The following is a 14,184-nucleotide window of genomic DNA, read 5'->3' on the forward strand; positions in this document are numbered from 1 at the left end:
CCAGCCGGTCGCCGTACCGGGGCAGCGGCAGCGCGACGGCGTGCGCCGCCACGGCAGCCCGGGGACCCACCGGGGTGCGCGGCTCGACCCGGCGCAGGTCGTCCCGGGCCTCCTCCAGCAGGTCGGACAGGCGGATGCCGAGGGCCCGGCAGATCGCCGCGAGCACCTCCGACGATGCCTCCTTGCGGCCCCGCTCGACCTCGGACAGGTAGGGCAGCGACACGCCGGCCGCCTCGGCGACCTCACGCAGGGTGCGGCCCTGTCGCGTCCTGATCCGGCGGAGCACCCCGCCGATGACCCGTCGCAGCAATGACATGCGGTCTCACCCCCGGTCATCTCTCCGCCGACAACCCCATCATGCCCGGTGCGGGGCCGCCGGGCAGTCCCGGTCCGGCGAGCAGGTACGGCCGGACGCGTCCCGGTGGCACCCCGGGGTGCGGATACCCGCGTACCGGCTATGTTGTGCACGTGCAGGCGACGGAGGCGGAGCGGGTCCGACGGTGATCCATTTTCCCGCGCAGCGGCGGGGCCCGCTGAGCGCGCTGAGCCTGCGCCTGGCCGCCGCCCTGGGCCTGGTCCTCGCCGTGGTCGCCGCGGTCTATCTCGACCGGGACGGCTACCGCGACGTCAACGAGGACGGCCTCACCCTCCTTGACTGCTTCTACTATGCGGTGGTCTCCCTCTCCACCACCGGCTACGGCGACATCACCCCGGCCGCCCCGTTCGCGCGGCTGGTCAACGTCCTGTTCGTCACCCCGGCCCGGGTGATCTTCCTGATCATCCTGGTCGGCACCACCCTGGAAGTCCTGACCGAGCAGTACCGGACCGGCCGGCGCCTGTCGCGGTGGAGGAGAAGCGTGAAGGACCACGTCATCATCTGCGGCTACGGCACCAAGGGCCGCAGCGCGGTCTCGGCGCTGTTGGAGAACGGCCTGGACAGGTCCCGGATCGTGGTGGTCGAGCGCAGCCCCGCCGCCCTGCGGCAGGCCACCTCGGCCGGGTTGGTCGCGATCGAGGGCTCGGCGACGCGTTCGTCGGTGCTGATCGAGGCGCACGTGAAGAACGCCAAGTCGGTGATCATCGCGACCGACAGCGACGACGCGTCGGTCCTGGTGGCGCTCACCGTCCGGCAGCTCACCGCTGGCCAGGTGCGGATCATCGCCGCGGTTCGGGAGGCCGAGAACGCGCCGCTGCTCAAGCAGAGCGGCGCCCACCACGTGATCGTCTCGTCTGCCACTGCGGGGCGGCTGCTCGGGCTGTCGACCTCCGCGCCGCCGCTGATCGACGTGGTGGAGGACCTGCTCACGCCGGGTCAGGGCATGGCGCTGGCCATGCGCTCGGCCGAGCGCAGCGAGGTGGGGCGTTCGCCGCGCGAGCTGGAGTCCCTGGTCATCGCGCTGGTCCGCCGGGGCAAGGTGGTCACGCTCAGCGACCGGGCCGGCGCGGTTATCGAGACCGGCGACATGCTCGTGCACGTCCGTGACGACCGCCCCCAGCAGGCGAGCACTCCGGGCTGACCCCGGCACCTGACGCCGACGCCGGAGAACGGCGGCGGCTGGCGACGCCGGGTCCGTGCCCTCCGGGCCAGTGTCGCCGGCCGATCGACCTGCGACTACTGCGGGTTCGGTCAGTGAAGATTCATCCTGTCGGTTCTTTTGTGACGGCGCGAAGCTTGCTACCGTTTGGCCGCTTGGAATTGCCAATGGGCGTGGCATCCGATTGTCGCCGGCGCCCCTCGATTGGCTCAGGCACGGGGGATCCAACGGAACGCGCGGGGTGCACAACATCATGCCCCGGCCTCGTCGTCATCTCTCCGTCCGGTCGACGCACCGCACGTCGGCAGTTTCGAGTACCTCGTTAATCGAACGACGGGAAGAAATTTAGTGGCTGAAGTGGCAAACACCGCAGGAGTCCGGCGGCGGGCGGCGGGCATCATCGCCGGCCTCGCCCTCGGCAGCGTGGCGGTCGTCGCGCCGGGAACGGTCGCCCAGGCGGCCCCCTCGAGCGACGGCGTGCTCAAGTCGGCAAGCGACATCCAGGGTGAGAGCCGGACGACCTCGTCGAAGAACTTCCGGGCGGGCAAGTTCACCCCGCCCAGCCCCGGCGTCAAGGGCGACCTGCTCCCGTCGACGAAGGGGCCCACGCCCCGCATCGTCGGCGGCTCCGAGGTCAACGTCGCGAATCACCCGTACGTCGTCGGCATCCTGACCTACGCGTTCGACGGCATCTACTGGTGCACCGGCACCGTCATCGCCCCGAACAAGGTGCTGACGGCGGCGCACTGCTCCGTGGACGTGCCGGGAACGACCCTGGTCCTCGCCGGAAAGAACCAGCTGCTCGACGACGACGGCAACATCCCGCCCGGCGGGTACGTCGGCGCGGTGGCGTCCACCTGGACCCACCAGGGCTACAACCTCGCCGCGCAGGAGGCCGGGACCGCGACGGCCTTCCTGGACGACGTCTCGGTCCTGACCCTCAAGCAGAACCTCCCGTCGGCGTACCCGGCGATCACGCTGAGCGGCCAGGGCGACCAGGCGCCGTACACGGCGGGCACTGCGGCGGACATCCTCGGCTACGGTGTGGCCGACGGCGACAACGCCGACACGAAGCTGCGCAAGGCGACCGTGACGATGAAGTCGAACGCGGACTGCGCCGGCGTCGCGGGCCAGGCGTACGACGCCAACCGGATGATCTGCGCGGGGCCGGACAACGGCGCGGACACCTGCGACGGTGACTCCGGCGGGCCGATCCTGGTGAACGGCAAGCAGGTCGGCATCACCGACTGGGGCTACAGCCCGTGCGGCGACAAGCCGGGCTACTACGAGCGGATCAGCTACTACGCCGACTCGATCAACGCGGACCTGACCCGCCCGCCGCTGGTGAACGCCGACTGGACCGGCGACGGCCACACCGACCTGATGGCGCGGGACACCGCCGGCAACCTGCGGCTGTACGTGGGTCGCGGGTTCTCCAACGACGGCAACGGCGGCTTCTACGCCCAGGGGAACATCGGCTCGGGCTGGGGCAGCTCCAAGCGGGTCTTCCGGGTCTACAACTGGAACGGCGACCGGACCCCGTCGATCATGGAGGTGACCACCTCCGGCGAGCTGTGGATCTACAACACCGACGGCCAGGGCAACGCGGCCGGCACCCCCAAGCGGATCGGCACCGGCTGGGGCAACTTCACCGCCCTGATGGTGACGAACAACTGGCTGGGCAACAACCTGCCGAGCCTGATGGTCCGCAAGTCCAACGGCGAACTGTGGCGCTACACCAGCAACGGCGCGGGCGGCTGGACCAACCCGGCGGGCACCCGGATCGGCACCGGCTGGAACGGGTTCAACCTGTTCCTCACCCCGGGCGCCTGGAAGGGTGACGGCAAGGAGGTCCTGATCGGCCGCACCTCGACCGGCATCCTGAAGATGTACCAGACCGACCAGGCTGGCGGCTGGACCAACCCGGCCGGCACGCAGATCGGCAGCGGCTGGGCCAACTTCAAGAACATCATCACGCCGGGCGACTGGAACGGCGACAACATGATGGACATGTTGGGCGTCAACAGCAGCAACCAGATGCGCCTCTACACCACCGACGGCCACGGCAACTGGATCGACGCCAGCGGCAAGGTCATCTCCACCGGTTGGGGCAGCGTCAACCTGGTCTTCTGATCGACCGGGGTTTCCCCCGCACTGACGAAAGGGCCCGCAACCGGCGAAGGTTGCGGGCCCTTTCCGTGTCGCGGGGCGGCGACTTTGTGCCGCCGTCAGCGGCGGGTCAGCGGATCGTCCAGGTGTCGCCGCTGGCGAGTAGCCCGGCGAGCTGCTGCTCCGGGGTCTCGGTCACCGCGGCCTTCGCCGCCGCGAGCTGCTCTTGCACCACGCTGTCGTAGGACGGGCGGTCGACCGAGCGGAACACGCCGATCGGGGTGTTCCGCAGGTCGAGCCCGGGCAGCCGGGACAGCGCGAACGCGTACGCCGGTTCGTTGACCGTCGTGTCGTGCACGACGATCTCCTCTGGGCGTACCGAGGCGGTCTCCCGCACCTCCAGGCCGAAGCCGCCCGGCGGATGCACCACGCAGAACTGCCCGTCTGAGCCGAAGGTGATGGGCTGCCCGTGCTCCAGCCGGATCAGGAAGTCGTCCCGGGTGGCCGGCTCCTTGAGCTGGTCGAACGCGCCGTCGTTGAAGATGTTGCAGTTCTGGTAGATCTCCACGAACGCCGAGCCCTGGTGCTCCGCCGCGGCCCGCAGCACGGACTGGAGGTGCTTGCGGTCCGAGTCGATGGTGCGGCCGACGAAGCTGGCCTCCGCGCCCAGGGCGAGCGAGAGCGGGTTGAACGGCGCGTCCGCCGAGCCGGCCGGGGTCGACTTGGTGATCTTGCCGACCTCGGAGGTGGGCGAGTACTGCCCCTTGGTCAGGCCGTAGATCCGGTTGTTGAACAGCAGGATCTTCAGGTTGACGTTGCGGCGCAGCGCGTGGATCAGGTGGTTGCCGCCGATCGACAGCGCGTCGCCGTCGCCGGTGACCACCCACACGGACAGGTCCGGGCGGGACACCGACAGGCCGGTGGCGATCGCCGGGGCCCGGCCGTGGATCGAGTGCATCCCGTAGGTGTTCATGTAGTACGGGAAGCGCGACGAGCAGCCGATGCCGGAGACGAAGACCGTCCGCTCCCGGGGAATGTTCAGCTCCGGCATGAACTGCTGTATGGCGGCGAGGATCGCGTAGTCACCGCAGCCGGGGCACCAGCGCACCTCCTGGTCGGACTTGAAGTCCTTCGCGGTGAGCTTGAGGGCGACGGGCTCAGACATTCTTCAGGACCTCTTCCAACATCGTCTCCAGCTCGGAGGCGGTGAACGGCAGGCCGCGGACCTGGTTGTAGCCGATGGCGTCGACCAGGTACCTGGCCCGGATCACGTGGGCGAGCTGGCCGAGGTTCATCTCAGGGATGACCACCCGGTCGTAGGAGCCCAGCACCTCGCCGAGGTTCGCCGGCATCGGGGCCAGGTGCCGCAGGTGCGCCTGGGCGACGGGCAGGCCGCGCTGGCGCAGCCCTCGGCAGGCCGCGCCGATCGGCCCGTACGTCGAGCCCCAGCCGAGCACCAGCACCCGGGCGTCGCCGTCCGGGTCCTCCACCTCGACGTCCGGCACCGGGATCGTCTCGATCCGGGCCGCCCGGGTGCGCACCATGAAGTCGTGGTTCGCCGGGTCGTACGAGATGTCGCCGGTCTTGTCGGCCTTCTCCAGGCCGCCGATCCGGTGTTCCAGCCCCGGCGTGCCGGGGACGGCCCACGGCCGGGCCAGGGTCTGCGGGTCCCGCAGGTACGGCAGGAAGGTGCCGTCCTCGCCGTTGGGCTCAGTGGCGAACTCGACCCGCAGGTCGGGCAGGGACTCCACGTCGGGCAGCAGCCACGGCTCGGAGCCGTTGGCGACGTAGTTGTCCGACAGCAGGATCACCGGGGTGCGGTACGTCAGCGCGATCCGGGCCGCCTCGATGGCCGCGTGGAAGCAGTCCGAGGGCGACTTCGGCGCGATCACCGCGACGGGGGCTTCGCCGTGTCGGCCGTACAGGGCCATGTTGAGGTCGGCCTGCTCGGTCTTGGTCGGCATGCCCGTCGACGGCCCGGCCCGCTGCACGTCCACGATGACCAGCGGCAGCTCCAGCGCCACCGCGAGCGAGATCGTCTCGCTCTTGAGCGCGACGCCGGGGCCGCTGGTGGTGGTGACGCCGAGCGACCCGCCGTAGGACGCGCCGAGCGCCGCGCCGACGGCGGCGATCTCGTCCTCGGCCTGCATGGTGACCACGCCGAGCCGCTTGTGCTTGCTCAGCTCGTGCAGGATGTCCGACGCCGGGGTGATCGGGTACGCCCCGAGGAACACCTGCAGGCCGGAGCGCACGCCCGCGGCCACCAGGCCCAGCGACAGCGCCGCGTTGCCGGTGATGTTCCGGTATGTGCCCGGCAGCATCTTCGCCGGCTTCACCTCGTACCGCACCGAGAACGAGTCGGTCGTCTCGCCGAAGTTCCAGCCGGCCTTGAAGGCCGCGATGTTCGCCGCGACCAGCTCGGGACGCTTGGCGAACTTGCGTTCCAGGAAGCGCAGGGTCGACCCGTACGGCCGGGAGTACATCCAGGACAGCAGGCCGAGGGCGAACATGTTCTTGGCCCGCTCGGCGTCCTTCTTGGACACCGCGTTCTCGGCGAGCGCCCGGACCGTCATCGAGGTGAGGGCGACCGGGTGCACCACGTAGCCGGTGAGGGAGTCGTCGTCCAGCGGGCTGGACTGGTATCCCACCTTGGCCAGGTTGCGCTTGGTGAACTCGTCGGTGTTGACGATGATGTCGGCGCCGCGCGGCAGGTCGGCCAGGTTGGCCTTGAGCGCGGCCGGGTTCATCGCCACCAGCACGTTCGGCGCGTCGCCGGGGGTCAGGATGTCGTAGTCGGCGAAGTGCACCTGGAAGCTCGACACGCCCGGCAGGGTGCCTGCGGGGGCGCGGATCTCGGCCGGGAAGTTGGGCAACGTGGAGATGTCGTTGCCCAGCTGCGCCGTCTCCGAGGTGAACCGGTCGCCGGTCAGCTGCATGCCGTCGCCGGAGTCCCCGGCGAACCGGATGACCACCCGGTCGAGTTGACGGATCTGCTTGGTCACGCCTGAACCTCGCTTCGCTCGGCGCGGTGGCGCGGGCGACTGAACATGATGGTGACCTCGCTTCGCCCGGCCACGCGACCTCCTTGACGCACCGCTGCCCCGCACCGCCCGTGGCTGGTCCGGTCCGCTGTAGTTCCTCACCCGAGAGCCTACGTCGAGTGGGGGGCGGAACTTGCCCTGTGGTCCGCCGACTGGGATCGAATTCGGGGCGGTTATGCCCTGTCTGATGCTGTTTTGGCCCGCCCGCCGTAATCAGAATCACCGGGCGGCCCTCCCCGCCGTCGTCGTCTGGCGGGGGACCGCGGCCGGGCACCGGCCCGGCCCGCGCGGCTACCGGAGCCGGGCGGTCGGCGGCGGGCCCGGGTCAGTCCGACGGGGCCGGCGCGGGGGCGGGACCGGCCGGGCCGGCGAGCCGGCGGCGCAGCGAGGTGGTGGCCAGCGCCAGCGCCAGCACGACCAGCAGCACGGACACCACGATCAGGACGACCGCGCTGCGCTGCACCGAGGTGAGACCGCCGGCCGGGTCCGGGCCCGCCCCGGCCGCAGCCAGCACGCCCTGGGAGCCGGCGGGGGCGGGGGTGGCGATCGGGGTGGACATCGCGGCCGCCGCGGTGATCCGGAAGCTCATCTGGAGCTGCCGGGCCCGGCCGCTGCGCGGGTCGACCCGGCCGATCACGGCGCCGGCCAGCGGCGCGTCCCGCTGGGCCTCGGCGGTCGCGCTCACCGGGAGCCGGAGGGTGACGGTGCCGCCGGCCGGCACCGCGCCGACGTCGCAGCGGGTACGGGCGGGGCTCAGCGCGGCACAGCCGGCGGGCGGGGTCGACACGGTCACCCCGGCGGGCAGGACCACCTCGACCCGGCCGGCGGCATCGACCTTGCCCGTGTTGCCCAGTCGGACGTCCAGCTCGCTCGCGGCCCCGCTGATGTCGAAGGCCACCCCGTCGGCGTCCAGGGAGATGCCTGGCACGGGCGGCCCCGGCGGGAAGAGCACCGCGAAGCCCTCGTTGTCCTCGGTCGAGCCGGCCACGCCGGGGGCGCTCGCGCTCACCCGGACCGCGCCGCTGAGCGGCATCTGCCGCCAGGCGGCACCGTCGACACGCACCTTGACCAGGGCGCTGAACCGGTCGCCGGCCGCGGTCAGCCATCCGCCGCAGTGGTGTTCGCCGCCGCCGGCCTCGGCGCACCCGGGGGTGCCAGCGTCGGTCAGGCCCGCCGGGAGGGTGTACGAGAGCCGGATCAGCTCTGCCACCTCGCCGGTGTTGGTCACGATGACCCGCAGGGTGGTCGTCGTGTCCTCCGCGTTCCAGTACGCCTCGGTCAGCGTGACGTCCTCGGTGCTGACCCGCACGCCCAGCCGGCCCGGCGCCGGTGCGTCCGGGCCGGGGGCCGATGGGCGGGGCGGCGGGGCGGAGGTCGCCGGGGGCGGCGGCGCGGTGGTACCCGGAGCGGTGGTGGCCGGGGGCGGGTCGACGGGCCCGGCCGGAGTGGTGGCCCCAGGCTCGGTGGGCGTGGGCGCCGGAGCGGTGGTCTCCGGGGGCGGTGGCACGGTCGGCGGCGCCTCGGTGGGCGCCGGGTCGGTCGCGGTGGGCTCGACCGGAGGCGTCTCGTCGCCGGGCTCGCCGGCCGGGTCCCCGGGCGGGTCGGCCTGCGCGGCCGCCGTGCGGGCCACGGTGGGGGCGGCGATGGCCCAGCCGGGCAGCGCCGCGACACCGAACGCGAGGGACGCAGCGAGCAGCACTGCGACACGTCGGTCGGCTGCCCGCCGAACGGGGCGTACGTCCACGCGGGCCATCTCTCTTCCGGGACCATCAGGGCGAATTCATTATTCGGCAATAGTTGCCGCAGGACACCAGTCCCACCGGGAAACAGTTCCGTAACGTGTCCGGTACGAGGCCGGGCGGGGCGCGGTAGGCTGACCCACCGTGACCGGCTACCTGGGCTCGTACGCGACGCTCGGGCTGTTGCTGCTCGCCAGCGTCCTCTTCTTCGTCACGGCGTTCTCCGCCAACCGGGTGTTACGCCCCGCCCGCCCGGCCGATCCCCCCGGCAAGCGGGCGAGCTACGAGTGCGGCCTCGACCCGGTGGGCGGCGACTGGGCGCAGATGCAGATCCGCTACTACGTCTACGCGTACCTGTACGTGTTGTTCGCGGTCGAGGCGGTCTTCCTCTTCCCCTGGGCGGTGGTCTTCGACCGGCCCGGCTTCGGCCTGGTCACCGTCGCCGAGATGGGCATCTTCGTGGCGGTGCTGGCGCTCGGCATCCTCTACGCCTGGCGCCGGAACATCCTCCGCTGGACCTGACCCGCCGGCCGCGCGTCGACCCGCGTACCCGGCGCCGACGGGCGCTCAGGCCAGGCCGCGTCGGGTGGCGGCCGGCGGGCGGTCGCCCCGGATCGACGCCACCATGTCCAGCACCCGACGGGTGGGCAGCACCTGGTGGGCGCGAAACACCCGGGCGCCCAGCCAGGCCGACACCGCGGTCGCCGCGAGGGTGCCCTCCAGCCGCTCGGCGACCGGCAGATCCAGCGTCTCGCCGATGAAGTCCTTGTTGGACAGGGCCACCAGCAGCGGCCAGCCCGTGCCGGACAGCTCGGCGAGCCGGCGGGTGATCTCCAACGAGTGCCGGGTGTTCTTGCCGAAGTCGTGCGCCGGGTCGATGAGGACGCCGTCGGGGCGTACCCCCAGGGCGACCGCGCGCTCGGCGAGGCCGGTCACCGTCGCGACCACGTCGGCCACCAGGTCGTCGAAGGCGGCCCGGTGCGGGCGGGTGCGCGGCGCGAGCCCGCCGGCGTGCGAGCAGACCAGCCCGGCGCCGGTCTCGGCGGCGACCCGGGCGAGTGCCGGATCCGCGCCGGACCAGGTGTCGTTGAGCAGGTCGGCGCCGGCCGCGACCGCCTCCACCGCCACCTCGGCCCGCCAGGTGTCGATGGAGATCACCACGTCCGGGAAGGCGGCCCGGACCGCGGCGATGGTGTCCACCGTGCGGCGGATCTCCTCGGCCACGTCCACCTCGTCGCCGGGGCCGGCCTTCACCCCGCCGATGTCGATGATCTCCGCCCCGTCGGTGACCGCCCGCTCCACGGCGCGCAGCGCGCTGTCCTGGGCGAAGGTGGCGCCCCGGTCGAAGAACGAGTCCGGGGTGCGGTTGACGATGGCCATCACCGCCAGCTCGCCCGGCGCGAACGTGCGACTTCCGAGCCGAAACGCCCCGGTCATGCTCGCCTCCCGATCTCGCCACGGCCGTGCGACCCGGCCTGCCCTGCGACGCTAGCCGGTCGGCCGGCGTCCGGTCCGCCCGGCACGGCCCCACAGATCCGCACCGATCTGTGGGAGGACTGCCCGGCGGGGTCGCTCCCGGCCCGTCCGCGTGCCACGATCTCCTACATGGGTCAGGTGCTGCTCCTGCTGGTCGTCGCGCTCACCGTCGCGGCGGTGGTCTTCGGGGTGACGGTGCTGGTCACCGGCCGCGATCCCGGCCTGGTGCCGGTCGAGCCGGACGGGCGGGCCGTCCCGCTGCCCGCCAGCCGGCCGCTGCGCGAGTCCGACGTGGGCGACGTCCGTTTCGACACGGCGACGCGGGGGTACCGGATGGCCCAGGTCGATCAGGCGCTGCGCCGGACGGCCTACGACATCGGGTACAAGTCCGAGCTGATCGGCGTGCTGGAGGCGGAGGTCACCGCGTTGCGCGAGGGACGGGCCGCGGACGCCGACGAGCTGCGTCGCACCCGCGAGCAGGCGGCGGCCGCCGCCGAGGCGGCCGACGCCACCCCCGTCGGCGACCCCGGGGAGGCCGCGTCCGCCGACGCCGATGGGCGGAGCACGGTGTCCGGCGACGCCGACGAGCCGGCAACGGTGGGTGCTGGGGTTGACGAGCCGGCACCGGTGGGCCCCGTCGACGAGCCGGCACCGGTGCCCGCTCGGGCCGCCGACGCCGACGCCCCGGAGACGGCCCCGGCCGGGGCCGGCGAGCTGGCGGACCCGGCCGGTGGGCGGGGGCAGACGGTCCGGCCGGAGCCGGCGTGACCGGCGGGGCCGACGGCGCTGGCCTGGGCGAGGCGGCCCAGCCCGGCGCGGGTGAGGTCACCGCGACGGTCATCGTCAACGCCCCGGCCGAGCGGGTGTTCGCCGCCCTCGTCGCGTGGGAGCGGCAGTCCGACTGGATCCCGTTCACCACGGTCAAGGTGGTCGAGGGCGACGGTGGCGAGGGCAGCCTCGTGGAGGCGGTCACCGCGCTGGGCCCGGCGGTCCTGCGGGACGAGATGCGGGTGGTGCGGGTCGACGCGCCCTACGAGGTCGGCGTGGTGCACTGCGGCCGGCTGCTGCGCGGCCCCGGGGTGCTGCGCTGCACCCAGATCGAGGGCGGCCGGACCCAGGTGGTCTGGCACGAGTGGTTCCACCTCCCTGGCGGCACCGCCGGCCGGGTGGCCTGGCCGGTGCTCTGGCCCGGCTCCAAGGTCAGCCTCACCCAGGTGCTGAAGAGGTTCGGCCGGCTGGTCGAGCAGGGCCGCCTGCCCTGACGGTCGGCCCGGGGCGCCCGCCAGGTCGGTGACAATGCGGTTTCCCGGTGCCCGGACACCCCCGTTACGGCGGCACGGCGGCGGGCTGTCGGCTTCCCGGTCTAGCGTGTACGCCGTGACTGACCTGGTGATCGGCGCGGACGGCCTGCACCGTTGCGCGTGGGGGGCGAGCACCCCGGACTACGCCGCCTACCACGACGGGGAGTGGGGCCGGCCGCTGCGCGGCGACGACGCGCTCTACGAGCGGATGACCCTGGAGGCTTTCCAGTCGGGGCTGTCCTGGCTCACCATCCTGCGCAAGCGCCCCGCCTTCCGGCTGGCCTTCGACGAGTTCCGCATCGAGGCGGTGGCGGGCTACGGGGAGGCGGACGTGACCCGGCTGCTGGCCGACGCCGGCATCGTCCGGAACCGGGCCAAGATCGAGGCGGCGATCGCCAACGCCCGGGCCGCCCTGGACCTGCCCGACGGGCTGTCCGCCCTGCTCTGGTCGCTCGCGCCGCCGCCCCGGGCCGCCCGGCCGGAGTCGTTCACCCAGGTGCCGGCGCTGACCCCGGAGTCCACCGCGATGGCCAAGGCGCTCAAGAAGCGCGGGTTCCGGTTCGTCGGCCCCACCACGTCCTACGCGTTGATGCAGGCCACCGGGATGGTGGACGACCACCTGGCCGGCTGCCACGTCAGCGGGTCGGGGCCGGCGTGATGGGATTGGCCGTATGACCGACACCGATCGCCGCGTGAGCGGCACGATCCATGTCCGGGGTGAGGGCGGGCCGGGTGACGGCGCCTGGGCCGTGCTCCTCCCACCGGGCCGGTACGACGCCGAGCGGCTCGTCCACCACGACACGCTGGAGCTGACCGGGGTCGACGCCGCCGGTGCGGCCTACCCGACGGGTGCGGCGCCCGCCGGGCCGGCCGCGCCCGCCGGGCCCCGTCCGGGCGATCCGGTGGCGGTGTTGACCGAGGGGCCGCTGCGGCTGGTGGCGCTGGGCCGGGTCGCCCGGCCCACCGTCGAGCGCCGGGAGGATCCGGACGATCCCCAGTCCGATCCCGCCTCCGGCTCGCTCGTGGTCGCGTACACCCGAAGGGCCTTCGACGAGCCGGTGGGGGTCGAGGGGCTGACCCTCGGCGGGCCGGTCACCGCGCTGCCAGCCGGCGCCTACCGGGAGCTGGCCGAGCGGCTCGGGCCACCGCCGGCACGCCGTCCGTGGCTGGTCAGCCTCGACCTCCCGATCGAGGCGGAGACCCCGGCTGAGGCGGTCCGGGTGTTCTGGTCGTACGTGCGCGACCTGGGCCCGCAGGAGCTGCCCGCGTTCGTCTCGCCGTCCGGGGACGAGCTGGCCATGCAGGCGTTCGTGCTCGGCGCCGAGGCCAACCAGGACCCGGAGGAGGACGACTAGCCCGGTGCCCGCCGGGTAACGAGGGCTCGTGACGGGCCGGCACCGACGGCCGGCCCCGGGGAGGTGCGATGCGGTTCCAGGACAAGGTCGCGTTCATCACCGGTGGCGCCTCCGGGCTCGGTGCGGCCGCCGCCCGGCGGTTCGCCGCCGAGGGGGCCAGGGTGGTGATCGCCGACATCAACGCCGACGGCGGGCAGCGGGTGGCCGGTGAGCTGCCGGACGCCCTCGCGGTCACCGCCGACACCGGCGAGGCGGCGTCGGTCGAGCAGGCCTTCGCGGACGCCGTGCAGCGGTACGGCCGGATCGACGTGATCTTCAACAACGCCGGCATCGACGGCAGTCAGCAGCCGCTGCACGAGATGGACGTGGAGAACTGGGCGCGGGTCAGCCGGATCAACGGCGACGGCGTGTTCCACGTCCTCAAGTACGGCATCGAGGCGATGCTGCACGGCGGCGGGGGCGCGATCATCAACACCTCCTCGACCACGGGCCTGGCCGCCCAGGAGAACATCTCCCCGTACACGTTCACCAAGGCCGGCATCGTCGGGCTGACCCGCTCGGCCGCCGTCGAATACGCGGCTCGCGGCATCCGGATCAACGCGGTCGCCCCGACGGTGGTGATGACCCCGCTGGTGGAGCACTTCATCGCCAGCGCGCCGGACCCGGCGCAGATGCGCCGGCAGATGGAGTCGTTCAACCCGAAGCCGGGCATCCCCACCCCGGACGACGTGGCCGGGGTGGTGCTCTTCCTCGCCTCCGACGACGCGGCCTGGATCACCGGCCACACCGTCCCGATCGACGGCGGCTACGTGGCCCGCTGACCGCCGGATCGCGTTCAGCGTCCCTCGAAGACCGGTTTCTGCTTGTTCACGAAGGCCGTGGTGGCGGCCCGGTGGTCGGCGGTGGCGCCGCAGATCGACTGGGCCTGCGCCTCGGCCGACAGCGCGTCGGCGAGGGTGCCGGCGTCGGCGACGGAGAGCTGGCGCTTGATCGCCCCGTACGCGACGGTCGGGCCGGCGGCGAGCCGGGCGGCCAGCTCCTGCGCGGCGGGCAGCACCTGCTCGTCGTCGTCGACCAGCCGGGTCAGCAGGCCCAGCCGGTGCGCCTCCTCGGCGGACACCGGCTCGGCGAGCATCAGCAGCTCGACGGCCTTGGCGTGGCCGACGAGCCGGGGCAGCGTCCAGGAGGCGCCGGTGTCTGCGGCGAGCCCCACCCCGGCGAAGGCCATCAGGAAGCGGGTCTTCGGCCCGCCGACGCGGAAGTCGGCCAGGAGGGTCAGCGACGCGCCGGCCCCGGCGGCCATTCCCCGGACCGCGGCGACCACCGGCTTGGGCAGGCTGGCCAGCCGGGCCGCGATCGGGTTGTAGTGGGCCCGGACGGTGGCCAGCGGGTCCGCCCCGGCCGATTCGAGGGTCTGCACGTGCTCGCGCAGGTCCTGGCCCGCGCTGAACGACCCGCCCGCCCCGGCCAGCACCACGGCCCGGCAGCTGCGGTCGGACTCCAGCCCGGCCAGGGCGTCCCGCAGCGCCTCCTTGAGCGCCACGTCGAGCGCGTTCATCGCCGCCGGGCGGTTCAGCGTCAGGGTGACGACGGAGTCGGTGCGGTCGACGAGCAGCGGCTCGGTCACG

13 protein-coding genes and 1 pseudogene are annotated in these 14,184 nt (G+C 73.0%); 8 read left to right on the plus strand and 6 right to left on the minus strand.

The features are described from left to right. Positions 1-78: 78 nt before the first annotated feature. Positions 79-316 (minus strand): annotated as a pseudogene (locus OG617_RS17510) (helix-turn-helix domain-containing protein); the annotation flags it as partial. Positions 317-500: 184 nt separating this feature from the next. Here OG617_RS17510 and OG617_RS17515 point away from each other — a divergent pair. Both OG617_RS17515 and OG617_RS17520 read left to right on the plus strand, forming a co-directional pair. Then, complete coding sequence (locus OG617_RS17515; RefSeq protein WP_405103100.1) at positions 501-1,517, plus strand: potassium channel family protein; 1,017 nt, start codon at positions 501-503, stop codon at positions 1,515-1,517. 375 nt (positions 1,518-1,892) lie between these two features. Beyond that, positions 1,893-3,668: a trypsin-like serine protease gene (locus OG617_RS17520; protein WP_405103102.1), complete on the plus strand. Its 1,776-nt coding sequence runs from the start codon at positions 1,893-1,895 to the stop codon at positions 3,666-3,668. 106 nt (positions 3,669-3,774) lie between these two features. Here OG617_RS17520 and OG617_RS17525 read toward each other — a convergent pair whose 3' ends face one another. The 3 genes from OG617_RS17525 to OG617_RS17535 all read right to left on the minus strand — a co-directional run bounded on the left by OG617_RS17525 (position 3,775) and on the right by OG617_RS17535 (position 8,384). Next, positions 3,775-4,809 (minus strand): 2-oxoacid:ferredoxin oxidoreductase subunit beta, encoded by a 1,035-nt coding sequence (locus tag OG617_RS17525; protein ID WP_396683793.1) that lies wholly within the window; start codon positions 4,807-4,809, stop codon positions 3,775-3,777. Beyond that, on the minus strand, positions 4,802-6,646 hold the full coding sequence (locus OG617_RS17530) for a 2-oxoacid:acceptor oxidoreductase subunit alpha (RefSeq protein ID WP_405103104.1): 1,845 nt from the start codon (positions 6,644-6,646) through the stop codon (positions 4,802-4,804). The genes OG617_RS17525 and OG617_RS17530 overlap by 8 nt, the downstream gene beginning before the upstream one ends. 364 nt (positions 6,647-7,010) lie before the next feature. Further along, a complete protein-coding gene (locus OG617_RS17535) occupies positions 7,011-8,384 on the minus strand; it encodes a hypothetical protein (RefSeq protein ID WP_405103106.1) in 1,374 nt (457 codons plus the stop codon). A 184-nt stretch (positions 8,385-8,568) separates the two neighbouring features. Here OG617_RS17535 and ndhC point away from each other — a divergent pair, with 184 nt between their 5' ends. Continuing rightward, positions 8,569-8,946 (plus strand): NADH-quinone oxidoreductase subunit A, encoded by a 378-nt coding sequence (ndhC, locus tag OG617_RS17540; protein ID WP_396683787.1) that lies wholly within the window; start codon positions 8,569-8,571, stop codon positions 8,944-8,946. 45 nt (positions 8,947-8,991) lie between these two features. On the opposite strand, the gene folP is transcribed toward ndhC, so the two are convergent. Continuing rightward, positions 8,992-9,861 carry a dihydropteroate synthase gene (gene folP, locus OG617_RS17545; protein WP_405103109.1) on the minus strand — a complete coding sequence of 290 codons (870 nt, stop codon included), beginning with the start codon at positions 9,859-9,861 and terminating at the stop codon, positions 8,992-8,994. A gap of 168 nt (positions 9,862-10,029) precedes the next feature. Between folP and OG617_RS17550 the strand changes: the two genes are divergently transcribed. The 5 genes from OG617_RS17550 to OG617_RS17570 all read left to right on the plus strand — a co-directional run bounded on the left by OG617_RS17550 (position 10,030) and on the right by OG617_RS17570 (position 13,377). Beyond that, on the plus strand, positions 10,030-10,668 hold the full coding sequence (locus OG617_RS17550; RefSeq protein WP_405103112.1) for a DivIVA domain-containing protein: 639 nt from the start codon (positions 10,030-10,032) through the stop codon (positions 10,666-10,668). Then, positions 10,665-11,162 carry an SRPBCC family protein gene (locus tag OG617_RS17555; RefSeq protein WP_405103114.1) on the plus strand — a complete coding sequence of 166 codons (498 nt, stop codon included), beginning with the start codon at positions 10,665-10,667 and terminating at the stop codon, positions 11,160-11,162. Before OG617_RS17550 ends, OG617_RS17555 begins: the two co-directional genes overlap by 4 nt. Positions 11,163-11,277: 115 nt before the next feature. After that, positions 11,278-11,859 (plus strand): DNA-3-methyladenine glycosylase I, encoded by a 582-nt coding sequence (locus OG617_RS17560; RefSeq protein WP_405103116.1) that lies wholly within the window; start codon positions 11,278-11,280, stop codon positions 11,857-11,859. 13 nt (positions 11,860-11,872) lie between these two features. Next, the gene (locus OG617_RS17565) at positions 11,873-12,556 is read left to right on the plus strand and encodes a hypothetical protein (protein ID WP_405103118.1); all 684 of its coding nucleotides are present in this window, start codon (positions 11,873-11,875) and stop codon (positions 12,554-12,556) included. 68 nt (positions 12,557-12,624) lie between these two features. Next, on the plus strand, positions 12,625-13,377 hold the full coding sequence (locus tag OG617_RS17570) for an SDR family NAD(P)-dependent oxidoreductase (protein ID WP_405103120.1): 753 nt from the start codon (positions 12,625-12,627) through the stop codon (positions 13,375-13,377). A 14-nt stretch (positions 13,378-13,391) separates the two neighbouring features. Here the strand turns inward: OG617_RS17570 and OG617_RS17575 are convergent, their stop codons facing one another. Continuing rightward, on the minus strand, positions 13,392-14,183 hold the full coding sequence (locus tag OG617_RS17575; protein WP_405103122.1) for an enoyl-CoA hydratase/isomerase family protein: 792 nt from the start codon (positions 14,181-14,183) through the stop codon (positions 13,392-13,394). Between the last annotated feature and the right edge of the window lies 1 nt (position 14,184).

It is taken from the genome of Micromonospora sp. NBC_01412 (genome assembly GCF_045040215.1).
GTDB lineage: Bacteria > Actinomycetota > Actinomycetes > Mycobacteriales > Micromonosporaceae > Micromonospora > Micromonospora rubida.

Bases quoted from the DNA above. Each gene is read 5' to 3' on its own strand.
- OG617_RS17565 (WP_405103118.1), top strand. From the start codon at position 11,873: ATGACCGACACCGATCGCCGCGTGAGCGGCACGATCCATGTCCGGGGT.
- folP (WP_405103109.1), bottom strand. From the start codon at position 9,861: ATGACCGGGGCGTTTCGGCTCGGAAGTCGCACGTTCGCGCCGGGCGAG.
- OG617_RS17525 (WP_396683793.1), bottom strand. From the start codon at position 4,809: ATGTCTGAGCCCGTCGCCCTCAAGCTCACCGCGAAGGACTTCAAGTCC.
- OG617_RS17570 (WP_405103120.1), top strand. From the start codon at position 12,625: ATGCGGTTCCAGGACAAGGTCGCGTTCATCACCGGTGGCGCCTCCGGG.
- OG617_RS17550 (WP_405103112.1), top strand. From the start codon at position 10,030: ATGGGTCAGGTGCTGCTCCTGCTGGTCGTCGCGCTCACCGTCGCGGCG.